The organism is Aurantibacillus circumpalustris, from assembly GCF_029625215.1.
GTDB classification, from domain to species: domain Bacteria; phylum Bacteroidota; class Bacteroidia; order B-17B0; family Aurantibacillaceae; genus Aurantibacillus; species Aurantibacillus circumpalustris.
Window position 1 is genome coordinate 1,595,860 of record NZ_CP121197.1, and the last position, 13,047, is coordinate 1,608,906.

10 protein-coding genes are annotated in these 13,047 nt (G+C 34.2%); 5 read left to right on the forward strand and 5 right to left on the reverse strand.

What is annotated here, in order from left to right:
• Positions 1-110: 110 nt before the first annotated feature.
• Entirely contained in the window at positions 111-2,186 is a 2,076-nt protein-coding gene (locus P2086_RS06670) for an endonuclease MutS2 (RefSeq protein WP_317899666.1), read from the forward strand.
• Positions 2,187-2,354: 168 nt separating this feature from the next.
• On the opposite strand, the gene P2086_RS06675 is transcribed toward P2086_RS06670, so the two are convergent.
• The gene (locus P2086_RS06675) at positions 2,355-5,213 is read right to left on the reverse strand and encodes a PD-(D/E)XK nuclease family protein (RefSeq protein ID WP_317899667.1); all 2,859 of its coding nucleotides are present in this window, start codon (positions 5,211-5,213) and stop codon (positions 2,355-2,357) included.
• Between P2086_RS06675 and P2086_RS06680 the strand changes: the two genes are divergently transcribed.
• The gene (locus P2086_RS06680; protein ID WP_317899668.1) at positions 5,212-5,451 is read left to right on the forward strand and encodes a hypothetical protein; all 240 of its coding nucleotides are present in this window, start codon (positions 5,212-5,214) and stop codon (positions 5,449-5,451) included. The genes P2086_RS06675 and P2086_RS06680 overlap by 2 nt on opposite strands.
• 65 nt (positions 5,452-5,516) lie before the next feature.
• Positions 5,517-6,950, forward strand: a complete 1,434-nt coding sequence (gene asnS / locus P2086_RS06685; RefSeq protein ID WP_317899669.1) for an asparagine--tRNA ligase — start codon at positions 5,517-5,519, stop codon at positions 6,948-6,950.
• 43 nt (positions 6,951-6,993) lie between these two features.
• On the opposite strand, the gene P2086_RS06690 is transcribed toward asnS, so the two are convergent.
• A complete protein-coding gene (locus P2086_RS06690; protein ID WP_317899670.1) occupies positions 6,994-7,740 on the reverse strand; it encodes a hypothetical protein in 747 nt (248 codons plus the stop codon).
• Positions 7,741-7,751: 11 nt separating this feature from the next.
• Positions 7,752-8,870, reverse strand: a complete 1,119-nt coding sequence (recF, locus tag P2086_RS06695; RefSeq protein WP_317899671.1) for a DNA replication/repair protein RecF — start codon at positions 8,868-8,870, stop codon at positions 7,752-7,754.
• A 100-nt stretch (positions 8,871-8,970) separates the two neighbouring features.
• Between recF and P2086_RS06700 the strand changes: the two genes are divergently transcribed.
• Together P2086_RS06700 and ribH are read left to right on the forward strand one after the other, a co-directional pair.
• Positions 8,971-9,726: a tetratricopeptide repeat protein gene (locus P2086_RS06700; protein WP_317899672.1), complete on the forward strand. Its 756-nt coding sequence runs from the start codon at positions 8,971-8,973 to the stop codon at positions 9,724-9,726.
• Between the two features lie 60 nt (positions 9,727-9,786).
• Positions 9,787-10,305: a 6,7-dimethyl-8-ribityllumazine synthase gene (gene ribH / locus P2086_RS06705; RefSeq protein ID WP_317899673.1), complete on the forward strand. Its 519-nt coding sequence runs from the start codon at positions 9,787-9,789 to the stop codon at positions 10,303-10,305.
• A gap of 55 nt (positions 10,306-10,360) precedes the next feature.
• Here ribH and P2086_RS06710 read toward each other — a convergent pair whose 3' ends face one another.
• Both P2086_RS06710 and P2086_RS06715 read right to left on the reverse strand, forming a co-directional pair.
• Entirely contained in the window at positions 10,361-11,848 is a 1,488-nt protein-coding gene (locus P2086_RS06710) for a magnesium chelatase ATPase subunit I (protein WP_317899674.1), read from the reverse strand.
• Between the two features lie 38 nt (positions 11,849-11,886).
• The gene (locus tag P2086_RS06715; protein ID WP_317899675.1) at positions 11,887-12,981 is read right to left on the reverse strand and encodes a vWA domain-containing protein; all 1,095 of its coding nucleotides are present in this window, start codon (positions 12,979-12,981) and stop codon (positions 11,887-11,889) included.
• Between the last annotated feature and the right edge of the window lie 66 nt (positions 12,982-13,047).

Below are 13,047 nucleotides of genomic sequence, written 5' to 3' on the forward strand. Positions count from 1 at the left end.
TAGTTCAAATTTTATTCTTCCCAAAAATAATCTAATTCAAACGTTCTGCAAATGATTAACTTTATTGTTTTTTTATAAAGATTTTTGTAAATTGTAATTCGATAAAATAAATGATTGAGAAGAAACACCTTGAGCTTCTTCAGTTTGATAAAGTAAAGAACTTAGTACAACAAAGATGTCACAGCAAACAAGCCAAAACGCTTTGTGAAGAGATCTTCCCGAAAAGTAATTCTAAAGACATTCTAACCGAATTAAATCAAACGAACGAACTAAAATTAGTTATTGCTGCCCAAGGGTATTTTCCTTCGGTTGAACACGAAGATATTTCAGTTGAATTAAATTACCTTGCTCTGGATGGTGCATTGTTGCATGAATCACAGCTACTAAGCGTTTTAAAAACAGTTGAAGTGTGCAATACTTTAATTCGTTTTTTAAAAGGTAAAAAAGCAAGTCTTCCATTTTTATTTGAGTTGGTTAAAGATTTAGAAGTGTTTGATTTTGTTGTGGATGAGATAAATAGAATTATTGATTCAGAAGCACAAGTTAAAAATAATGCATCCTCGGAATTAAGTCGAATCAGAAAACTCGTTGTTGAAAAACGACGTGAAAGCGATAAACGATTTTACAATTACATTAACGAATTGCGAAAACATGGCTTTTTACGTGAAAACGAAGAAAGTTTTTTTAATGGTCGCCGAACCTTAGCAGTGCTTGTTGAGCATAAGTCGGATGTACCGGGATTTGTGCACAGTAAAAGTGAAAGCGGTAAAACTATTTTTATTGAGCCGACTGTAACCATTGGTGTTAATAACGATGTTGCCGAACTAGAGATAGATGAAAACAGAGAAATTAGTCGCATACTGAGGGAGCTTTGTGCAAAGCTGAATCCTTTTTCTCAATCTTTAAAAAACGCTTTTCAGTTTTTAATCTATATGGATTTTGTGAAAGCAAAGTCAGAATTTGCCGTCGATTTAAAAGCCTGTTTGCCAGAAATTAAAGAAGGGTTTAATTTAAGTGCGCGGGAAGCGTATCATCCACTTTTGTATATACAGAATAAACGATTAGGAAAACCGACCATTCCAATGTCCTTAGATTTAAATGGTAAGGATAGAATCATCGTTATCAGCGGACCAAATGCCGGAGGTAAAACAATATCTCTTAAAACCATTGGCTTGTTACAGTTGATGCTGCAAAGCGGATTGTTGATTCCGGTTAAAGAAACGAGCACCTATTGTTTTTTTGAAAAAATTCTGATCGATATTGGAGATACACAAAGTATCGAAAATGAATTGAGTACTTATAGTGCTAAATTAAAATCAATGACGTCTATCTTAAATGAAATTAATGAGGCTTCGTTGGTTTTAATGGATGAGTTTGGAAGCGGCACCGATCCTGAGTTGGGAAGCGCAATTGCAGAGTCGGTTTTAGAAAATTTAGTGAACTCAAAAACCAGAGGCGTTATTACCTCGCATTTTGGAGATGTAAAATTATTGGCGGAAAAATTAAATGGCGCTATCAATGCCAGTATGTTATTTAATATTGAGACACTCGAACCAAAGTACATTTTAAGCATAGGAGAGCCTGGAAGCAGCTATACCTTTGAAGTTGCAGAGCGCATAGGATTTCCAATTCATTTGATAAATCGCGCGAAAGAAAAAGTAGATAAAGACAAATTAAAATTAAACCGTTTGCTGGCGGATGTTCAGGATCAAAAAACAAAGTTGGCCGAACAAGCGCAGCGTTTGGAGCACGAAGAGTTTCTTAAGAAAATAGCCAAAGAAAAATACCACACTTTATTTACTAATTGGGAAGAAAAAATAAACAAAGAACGCGAACGAAAAATTGAATTGGTCCGTTTGGCCGATTTCGGACAGAAGTACTTACGTTTGATGGATGATTGGAATAAAAAACAAGATAAAAAAGTCATTATAAAACGCTTTATTGATGGCATTACAGCAGAAACAAAAAAGCAGGAAGAATTAAGAAAACAAAACAAGCTGAGTAACTTTGCAGAGAAAAAAATCGCACGCATTAAACCCGTTTTAAAAGTTGGGAGTAAAGTAAAAGTCTTGAATGGAAATGAAGTGGGAGTGGTTGAAGAGATCAGAGACGAAAAGGTTTTTATCAAATTCGGTTTAATGAAAATGACGGTGGGAATGGAAAATTTGGTGCTGGCGGAGGAATAGGTTCGGCTATCTTTAACCACAGAGCGAATGTGTTTCGTACCCTTCCAATTATTAACCACATAGACACATAGTTTACATAGAAAGAAAAAATTCATTCTAATCCTATGTGTCCCTATGCTTATGCGCTTCGTTCATCCTATGTTCCTATGTGGTAAAAATGAGTTTGCCCTAAATCTTAAAATTACAAATCACATTATACGGACAATACTCATGCGTCTTCTCATCATCTGTTTGAATGAAGGGAAGAGTTTGATCAAAAATAGAAGCAATAAATAATTTTAATTCTGTTTCAAATTCATCAAAAAACTGTGACGTAAAAACAAAGGGTTTTTTATTAGCTCCCAGAACATATTTAGGTTCTTCTAAAAACACTTTAAAGGGAACAATGCAGGGCATCAACTTTTCAGGGGGCGTACCGTTTTTATATAGTAACCAGGCATAAATAAAAAGTTGAAATTGTTTGTTGTAGTTTTTATCCTGAAATAATTTCTCAAATCCATCAAATACAAATTTATCGGTGTCTTTAACCGAACTTTTGTAATCGATAACCCTTATTTGCCCGCCAAAACTGTCTACTCTGTCAATTTTTCCTTTAATGTAAATGGTTTCGGTTTTGTCTTTGAGCTTAAGTTCCAAGGCTGCTGAAAGTTCTTTTTCTAAACTATTCAAAGTAAGAAACTGATTTTCTTCTGATAAGCCCGTAATAAATTTGATATCGTTGTTAATGAGTTTTTTTACATACACTTTAATTACTTCTTGTTGTAAAATACTTTTTCCAACGGGTTCGGTATTATCGAAAAAGGAAATAAAACTTTCTTGAACGGCAACATCAGCTAGTTTCAGTTTTTCTTGTAAATCGTTTGTAGTGATTATTTTTCCGGTAAAATCTTTGTAAAGTGTTTCTAAACTTAAATGCAAAATAGAACCAAAGGTATTTGCCTCAGCACTTTCTTCTACCTCTTTTGTTTCTTTTAAATGTGTGCTGTAACGAAAATAAAACTTCAGCTGACATTCTTTGTAGGATATAAGTCCTGATGGAGACAGCCCGCCATACTGATCACTGCTAGTGGCTTTTGAAAGAATGGATTTTAGAACTTCATCGTTTTTTTGAATGATAATAGTGTTGTCTAATTCTTCCGGAAAAGTTTTGTAAGAAGCTACTTCTTCAGTTATAGTAATTTCTGAATTGTAGTGTTTCATTTCTAATTGCAACTGAGTGACGAATCTGCTTTTCTCACCTTTACCAAAGGTATCTGTTTCACTATCGTAAGTAATGGTAATATCTTTGGCCCTTTGTAACAAGCGATAAAAGTGATAGGCGTAAATAGCGTCTTTTTCCAAATACAAAGGCAAACCAAAAGCCCGTTTAAGATCGTTAGGAATAAAAGAATTGATTGTTTTTCCAGAAGGTAAGACCCCTTCGTTCACATTCACTAAAATAATGTGATCGAAATCGAGAGTACGGGTTTCTAAAACCCCCATTATTTGCAACCCTCGCAAAGGTTCACCAATAAAAGGTGCAGAGGAGTTCCCTACAACTTGTGTGTAAAGTTGTTTAAACGATTGTATGTCGTTAAAATGCGGATACCGTATAAGGATATCATTTAAGCGGTTAAAATTTTTGAGTATAATTTGTAAATATTCAAGTTCTAAATTGTTTTGATTACTACTTTGTTGTTCTGAAAAATAAACAATACAGGTTTTTAAAACACCTTGAATGGTTTCGCATAATTCCTGAATTGATTTGGAAGGTTGTAGAAGTTGTTGAACCTGAACATAACTTTCCTGTAATAATTGTTGTAGATTTTTTTGGGAAATAAAAGAAAGGTTCCGTGCGTTTATCTGTCCAATAATCAAAGAAAGGTTGAGATCTAGTCCCCGCGCTTTTAAGTAATATAAAAATATCGGTTGTCTAAAAAGATTAATTAAATCGTTGTGATAAATAGTCTTGTAAGCCTTTTTTTGCTTGTCAAAATTTAGTTGAAGTTGAATGAGAAGTTCAATAAACCCATAAGTAGAGGTATATCTCAAAGGATATTCCATCGTAATGTTTACATGCTCAATGGAACCTGGTAACTGCTGCAAAACGGGCCACAAAAGTTTTTCGTTCGCCAACACAACCGCAACGCGATCTAAAGGAATGTTTTGATCGATAAAGTGTTGAAGTGTTTGTTTTACAACTTGTGCCTGACCAATTTGTTTTGGGACAGAAATAATTTTAATGTCTTTTTTTTCTCGGAAATTATCTTGTATAAAAAGTGGATCTCGTTCTTTAAATAAATCAAAATTATTTCTTAAAAATAAACCCGCTTCCTGGTTTGGATTTTTTAAATAGTAATTATCTGCATCCCAAATAAGGTCTGCTTTTTTTTGCTCAAAAAGTTTGTAAAATATTTTTAGTTCGGCCGCATTTAATGCATTAAAACCGCAAAAAAGTAATTTGTCAAATTGATCAACAAAAGTATTTGTATCTTGATTGATTACGGCATACTTGTATGCTAGTCCTTGATACCCCCAGTTATTCGTAAGTAGAAAAGCTGAAAAATGTTTATAGATAGCTCCGAGGCTATTCATAAATTGCAAATAGTTTGTTTGGTACTCGCTTAAATTTTCTTCGCCCAGACTCCAGTTTTCAATGACTTTAATGTCCTTTAAGTTTTCATAAAGTTGTTCTGAGTCTGCCAAGTAGCGGTCTATTTCATTAAAATCCTGTAAAATTAATTGCCCCCATTTTGCAAAACTGTCAAAAGTTTCAGCATTGGGGCCATAACAGATTTTATAACTTTCATAAAGATGACAAACTAAATCAATTTCCTCGAGTGTTTTTAGACCGCTGAGTTCGGTAATTAAATCTTCGGCGCTAATTATTGTAGGTAGCCAAATTGTTTTTCCAAAAGTTTGAGCCAGATGGTTTTTTAAAAAGAGTGCGCCCCGTTTGTTGGGTAATACAATGCAAAGTTTTTCTACATTATCTTTGTATCTTTCGTGAATAAATTCTGCAACTAATTTTAGAAACTCTTTTGCCATGAAGCTTGAAGATATACACTTTCCTGTTTATAGGAAGTATAAAAACAATAAGAGTTATTTTAAAATTATACACCCCCGTTTATTTGAGGAAATTCAGATCATAGGAAGTAAAAAAGTGGTCAAACAAATTGAGGCTAGATTGTTTCCCGAAGTGCTGTTTATACAGGATTTAGTTCTTAATTTTGGCGAGATGGCAGATGAGATCCAAGAAGTTGACTACTTACGTATTAAAGAATAATTCTGTAGAGATCTAGTTATCCCCAAAATCTTACTAAATTTGACTTCTTAAATTTTGACAAGATAATGGCACGTTTACGCATTAAAGACATTTTAAAAACTACACCAACAGAGCAAACCATCACCGTTAAAGGGTGGGTTCGTACATTTAGAAACAATTCCTTCATCGCGTTAAACGATGGTTCAACCAATAATAATTTACAAGTTGTTGTCGATTTTGAAAATACAGCGGAAGAGATTTTAAAACGTATTACTACCGGAGCCGCTGTGAGTGCAACTGGCGTGCTGGTTGCTTCTTTAGGAAAAGGTCAAACTGTAGAATTAAAAGCCACTTCTGTAGAAATTATTGGTGATAGTGATGCGGAGAAATATCCACTGCAACCAAAAAAACATAGTTTAGAATTTTTGCGCGAGATTGCGCATTTACGTTTTCGTACCAATACATTCGGCGCAGTATTTCGTGTAAGAAATACTTTAGCGTTTGCCATTCATAAATTCTTTAATGAAAAGGGGTTTGTATACATTCATACGCCCGTAGTAACAGCGAGTGATGCCGAGGGAGCAGGAGAAATGTTTCGGGTTACCACTCTTGACATGTCCAATCCTCCAAAGGATGAAAACGGTAACATCGATTTCAAACAAGATTTCTTTGGTAAATCAACCAACCTCACTGTTTCTGGTCAACTAGAAGGAGAATTGGCAGCAATGGCTTTTTCTGATATTTATACTTTTGGTCCAACGTTTAGAGCTGAGAATAGCAATACAGCACGTCACCTCGCTGAATTTTGGATGATTGAACCAGAGATAGCTTTTTCTGATTTATCGGATAACATGGATTTAGCAGAAGAAATGCTGCAATACGTTATCAAGTACGCTTTGGAAAATAATTCGGAGGACATTCAGTTTTTAAGTCAGCGTTTAGAGGATGAAGAAAAACAGAAACCACAGAATGAAAGAAGTGAAATGACCTTATTAGACAAATTAAAATTTTGTTTAGATAATAAATTCGAGCGAATCACTTATACTCAGGCAATTGAAATTTTACGTGAAAGTAATCACAATAAGAAAAAGAAGTTTCAATATCTTATCGATAAATGGGGCGTTGATCTTCAGAGTGAACACGAACGTTACCTCGTAGAAAAACATTTTAAGAAACCAGTCATCTTAACTGATTATCCAAAAGAGATAAAATCGTTTTACATGCGTCAGAACGACGATGGAAAAACGGTGGCTGCTATGGATATTTTATTCCCAGGTATTGGCGAAATGGTTGGTGGAAGTCAGCGTGAAGAACGTTTGGATAAACTTGAAACCCGTATGGGTGAAATGGGAATTCCAACGGAAGAACTTTCCTGGTACTTAGATACAAGACGTTTTGGATCTTGTCCACATGCAGGTTTTGGCTTAGGATTTGAGCGTTTGATCTTGTTTGTGACAGGTATGACGAATATTCGCGATGTAATTCCTTTTCCCAGAGCTCCTAAGAATTGTGAGTTTTAGAAGACTAACACCAATTTATTTATCGCTAAGATTTAAACGAAGCTTACTTACTAGTATTCCTGTTAAACATCAAAGAAGATTCTGATACCTTATAGCAGATCTTCGCAGGCGTTTCTATTTTTAATTTTATGTCTTCTTTATTTGAGTTGCAAATATTGCTTTGCTTAAAACAAATTTCGCCTTTTGTAATTTCAGGAATAAAGTTGTGACAAACAGCATCGCCTTTCTCTTTGCCAACCCAATTTTGTTGACTGAAATAATGGTCGAAATGAGCAAGAATATTCATTGAATCTAAGTCAAGAATTAAAAATCCTTTTTCATAAGAGGCAAAACCACCCTCAAGGCCATTTTTGTCTGCAGAATGAAAACGTCCATCGCCTCTTTCATAATCGATTAACAGTTCATTTTTACCTTTACCATTAAAATCCATTCTCTTAAATTTTAAACGATCAGGGGTGTCAGCCATTATTTTATAGAGTAGAAAATAATCTTTTACTTTTTGCACGAAATAAATTCCTGGATTAGGGTTTAAAAAACTAACTTTTAAAATAGATCCTTTTGGTTCTGTAAGCGAGTCGAGGTAGTCTCCTTGGTAATTTTCTAAAGAGTATTTTTTAATGACAGGTAGTTTTAAAAATTTTATCGAGTCAGGATAACTTTCAGTTTCAGTACCCGCTAAATAAATTTGTGAATAAGACGTATTCGCGCAAAGTAGCACTAGAGCCAAAAGAAAGACTTTGGTATATTTTAAATTTAGTGACTTTGTTTTTGTAGCTAACATATGTGTCATGTTTTAGGGTTTTAGTGTGAAGGTTCTGTTAGGGAGTTGATCAAATTATTATCCACCATAAATATACGGTGTTCTATTTTTTTTTGGTTTAATAATTCATTCATTCTATCGGCGTGGGTATCTGTAATAAAAACCTGACCGAATTTATCACTACTTACCATTTCAAGTAATTTGGTAAAGCGCGCTTCATCGAGTTTATCATACACGTCATCCAATAATAAAAGGGGCTTTGTATTTTTTTGGTTTTTTATAAATTCAAATTGCGCAAGCTTTAGCGCCAATAAAAAAGATTTTTGTTGACCCTGTGAGGCATATTTTTTAAGACTAAAATTATTCAGTTTAAAATCGAGGTCATCTTTGTGCGGACCAACAGTTGTATAATTAACAGCCCTATCTCTTGCCAATGTGGTAAGAAGGCCTGTTTTATAATCTTTTTCTCCCAAACTATTTTCATAATGTATGGCAACTTCTTCTTTGCTTTCGCTTATAAATTTATAATAGGAATTAAATAAGGGAATAAATTGTTTTAAAAATTCGATACGTATTTCTAGAATACTTCTTCCGTACATCACAAGCTGTTCGTCCCAAATTTCAAGCGTTTCCGAATCAAAGCTCCTTGTCTCGTAAAAATGTTTTAGTAAGGCATTGCGCTGTTTTAAAACCTGATTGTATGAAATGAGTTTGTCGAGGTAAACCTTATCGTATTGAGAAATAATTCCATCCAAAAATTTACGTCTTGCTTCACTGCTGTCGTTAATAAGATCAGAATCACTTGGCGAAATCATTACTAATGGAAATTGACCAATATGTTCACTTAAACGATCGTATTCCTTTTTATTTTTCTTGAATATTTTTTTTTGATTCCGTTTTATACCGCAATAAACCTCACTTTGTTCCCCAACTTTATCAAAAAAGCCCTGGATTACAAAAAAACCCTCGTTGTGTTTTATGTTCTGGCTATCAATAGCAGTAAAAAAGCTCTTACAAAACGACAGGTAATGAATAGCGTCTAAGAGATTGGTTTTCCCAATGCCATTATTTCCCACAAAACAGTTGATCTTTTCAGAGAATTTTGCCTCAAATTCTGAGTGATTTTTGAAGTTTATGAGAGATAATTGCTTTAAAAACATGATTTTTACAAAAATACGCTTATTTTTTAACGCTTTAGGGTATCCAAATTCTGATTTAACAGAAAAAGTGCTATCTTCGCAGACTAATTTTTAAGTACAAATGGCTGATTTAAAAGAAGAAACTACTGTTGATAATAACGAACAAAATCAAGTAGAAGAAACAGTTGAAACAAAACGACCAATTGACCCAAGCTTACAAGGGATTCAGTTGTTTTATGAGCAAAATAAGAAGATGGTTACCTACTTAGGTGGTGGACTTTTAGTGCTAATTGGAGCATTTTGCTTTTTCAAATTATATTATTTACCTGAACAAGAAAAGGAAGCGGTTAACGAAATTTTTTGGGCTGAAAACCTTTTTCAAAGGGACAGTTTTAATATGGCAGTTAAAGGTGGTGCTATGGTAATGTCTGCGGATGGTCAAAAACAAATGAAAGGCTTTGAACAAATCGCTGAAGAATATAGCATGACTAAAACAGGAAGCCTTGCAAATTATTATGCCGGTATTTGTTATTTACGTACCGGTAACTTTGAGAAAGCAATTGAGTTTTTAGGAAAATACGATGGTAATGATGCTACAATTGCTCCGATTGCAATTGGTGCTATTGGCGATTGTAACATGGAATTAAATCGCATAGACGAAGCTGTAAAGTATTATTCAAAAGCCGCAAACAAAAGCGAGAATGGATTTACTAGCCCACTTTATTTGAAGAAAGCTGGATTTGCAAATGAATTAAATGGAAATTTTTCTGAAGCCTTAAATAATTACGAAAGAATTAGAAAGGAATTTCCTAAATCTGCTGAAGCTCAGGATATTGATAAAAATATCGCTAAAGTAAAAGCTGAAGGAAATCTATAATAATCATTAAAATAATAATAAGAAGTCTGCTTTTACGCAGACTTTTTAGTTTAGAATAAGATGAGCAGTGTAAATAAAAATTTATCGGATGTAGAAGGAAGTAATATTCCGGATGCGAAAACGTTCAAGTTTGGTGTCGTTTATTCTGAATGGAATTACGAAATCACCAATGCTTTAAAAGATGGCGCCGTAAAAACACTCGTACAGAATGGCGCCCTTAGCGAAAACATTATTATTAAAGAAGTCCCAGGTAGTTTTGAGCTAACCTTAGGTGCACAATACTTAGCAGAGTATTCAAATGTAGATGCTATAATTTGCTTAGGCTGTGTTATTCAGGGCGAAACACGTCATTTTGATTTTATTTGTGATGCAGTGGCCAAAGGCATTACAGACTTAAATATAAAATACAATATCCCTGTTATTTTTGGTGTGCTTACACCTAATAATCAACAACAAGCTATTGATAGAGCAGGAGGAAAGCACGGCAACAAAGGCGATGAAGCCGCAGTTACGGCTATTAAAATGCTCGGACTTAAAAACAGTTTTAAGTCAAGTAAATCTGTTGGCTTTTCGCGATAAACTCAATCAGAAAAATTTCTTTTCCTTATTAAAATAATTTGAAAGAATATTTATTCTAGAAATTATCCTCTTTATCAAAATTTAAATTTTGATTCATTAAGGATCCAAAATAATCTTTGAAACTTACACCTTCCACCAGCTTGTTTTTGCTAAGCAGAGAATGTTCTGCTAAGCCGTGAAGAACGAATTCCATAAGAGTAATTTTTTCGGCACCTTTTAGTTTAGGGTAGTATTTCGATACAAGTTCTTCCAATCCTTCTACAAAATTTAATGCCGAAGTATACACCTCGTCTTTTTCTTTATCAAGTAAGTCGAGTATATTATTTTGCGAAAACCATTCTACGATTTCGGTGTATTCAGAAGCTTCTTTTTTACGTTTTAGTTTTGCAGGATCAGGAAATAACTGAATAAATAAATTGCGAATGGCTAGGCTAATTAAATTTTGCGCAATCACGGCGGGACCTTCTTGTTCGCCTTCATACACCAACTCAATTTTTCCGTTTATGGCAGGAATAGCACCATAAAGGTCGCTGATACGTGCAAAAGTGTAAGGTTGTTTATTGTTTAAGAAACGTAATTCCGCAGTACTAATTAAACTCTCGTAAGCACTTATTGTTAAACGTGCACTCACACCACTTTTTGAATCCACAAACTCACTGGTTCTCGCTTCAATAGCTATTTGTTCAACAAGGTTTTTTAGAATTTCAGGAACTTCAATTTTTTGTTGCTCCTTATTTAAACGTGCTTGATCCTGCGTAATTTGTTTAGAATATTCAACTGATTTTGGATAATGGGTCAATATCTGTGAACCAATTCTGTCTTTTAATGGGGTTACAATGCTTCCACGATTGGTATAATCTTCTGGATTGGCGGTGAATACAAATTGAAGATCTAAAGGAATTCTCAAATTAAAACCTCTTATCTGCACATCGCCTTCTTGCAAAATATTAAATAGTGCAACTTGCAGACGCGCCTGTAAATCGGGAAGTTCATTAATAACAAAAATAAAACGGTTACTGCGCGGAATGAGTCCGTAATGAATCACGTTTTCGTCTGAAAAAGACAATTTTAAATTAGCAGCTTTAATAGGATCAAGATCACCAATTAAATCAGCTACACTTACATCGGGTGTTGCGAGTTTTTCTGCGAAACGATCGGCTCTGTGTATCCAGCTTATTGGTGTTTCATCTTTTTTCTCTGCAATAAGTTTTTTCGCAAAATTAGAGATGGGCTGCAAAGGGTCGTCGTTTAAAGGACTTCCGGCAATAACCGGAATGTATTCATCGAGTAAATTCACCAATTGCCTTGCCATTTTTGTTTTGGCCTGACCTCTTAATCCTAAAAACAAAATATTGTGACGGCTTAAAATGGCGCGCTGCAATTCAGGTATTACGGTTTCTTCGTAACCGAAAATACCTTCAAAAATTTCTTCGTTCTTTTTAAGTTTGGTGATTAGATTTTCGCGTAACTCATCTTTAATACTTAAAAATTTGTATCCCGATTTTTTTAATTCTCCAAGCGTTTTTATTTTTGGTTGACTCATAGCCTAATTTTTTATTTCGTGTTACCCGTTTAAGACGATTAAATTTTTTTACTCTTTTTATTTGTATAATCTCTAAAAATCATTTCACCAAGTCCTTTAAGTCCTGTAAAATAAGCTTTTCCTTGATTGGCTTCTGTAAATTCATCTATAAAACTTTTTAAATAATTATCGCTTGCAACCATAAAAGTAGTTACTTCAATTTTGCTTCGTTTACAAGAAGCAGCAAGTGTTAAACATTTATTTACAATGCGACGATCTAAGCCATTACTGTTTTTATAGTAGGTTCCATTTTCTTTTATACAAGACGGCTTACCATCTGTGATCATAAAAATATGTTTGTTAGTGGCTTTCTTTTTTCTAAGAATCGACATGGCTAGTTCAAGCCCTGCAACCGTATTCGTGTGATAAGGACCCACTTGTAAATAAGGAAGATCTTTCAACTGAATTGGCCAGGCATCATCTCCAAAAACAATGATATCAAGACTGTCTTTAGGATAATTTCGTTTTACCATTTCGGCCATAGCCATTGCTACCATTTTTGCAGGAGTAATTCTATCTTCTCCATAAAGTATCATGCTATGGCTAATGTCAATCATTAAAACAGTTGCTGTTTGTGTTTTAAATTCTTGTTCGCCCACCAAAAGATCATTTTCAGTAAGATGAAAATTATCAAGGCCGTGATTAATCTGCGCCTGCTTCAACGATTCAATCATTGAAATACTTTGCGGGGAATCACCAAATTCATAAGCTCTCAAATCCATGCTTATTTCTTCACCATTTTTACCAGTAAACTTTGTTTTGTGGTTTCCTGGCGCGCCCTTTTTTAGTTTCCCGAAAATGTGTTCTAGTGCATTGGAACGAATAGCTTGTTCCGTTTTTGGTGTAATCGATAAACCACCTGTCCCATCTTTTTTTTCTTTCAGGTAACCACGCTTTTTTAAATCGTTCACAAAATCATCAAAGGTATAATCGTTGTTGGTAAGCTCGTATTCTTTGTCAAGTTGTTTAAACCAATCAAGCGCCTCTTCAACATCTCCACTAGTATGCGTTATGAGCTGTTTAAAAATAGTAAACAATTCATCAAACTTAGATTTTGGATCGGCTAGAAAATTTTTGAATCTATATCCTGACACGTTTTTAAAACAATTTTTGTTGTCTAAAGTTCAGTATTAATTGACAAAACTAATGTTAATTAAGAT

Excerpts from the sequence above, each read along its gene's own strand:
- P2086_RS06670 (WP_317899666.1), top strand. The coding sequence starts at position 111 with ATGATTGAGAAGAAACACCTTGAGCTTCTTCAGTTTGATAAAGTAAAG.
- P2086_RS06680 (WP_317899668.1), top strand. The coding sequence starts at position 5,212 with ATGAAGCTTGAAGATATACACTTTCCTGTTTATAGGAAGTATAAAAAC.
- P2086_RS06675 (WP_317899667.1), bottom strand. The coding sequence starts at position 5,213 with ATGGCAAAAGAGTTTCTAAAATTAGTTGCAGAATTTATTCACGAAAGA.
- asnS (WP_317899669.1), top strand. The coding sequence starts at position 5,517 with ATGGCACGTTTACGCATTAAAGACATTTTAAAAACTACACCAACAGAG.
- P2086_RS06690 (WP_317899670.1), bottom strand. The coding sequence starts at position 7,740 with ATGACACATATGTTAGCTACAAAAACAAAGTCACTAAATTTAAAATAT.
- recF (WP_317899671.1), bottom strand. The coding sequence starts at position 8,870 with ATGTTTTTAAAGCAATTATCTCTCATAAACTTCAAAAATCACTCAGAA.
- P2086_RS06700 (WP_317899672.1), top strand. The coding sequence starts at position 8,971 with ATGGCTGATTTAAAAGAAGAAACTACTGTTGATAATAACGAACAAAAT.
- ribH (WP_317899673.1), top strand. The coding sequence starts at position 9,787 with ATGAGCAGTGTAAATAAAAATTTATCGGATGTAGAAGGAAGTAATATT.
- P2086_RS06710 (WP_317899674.1), bottom strand. The coding sequence starts at position 11,848 with ATGAGTCAACCAAAAATAAAAACGCTTGGAGAATTAAAAAAATCGGGA.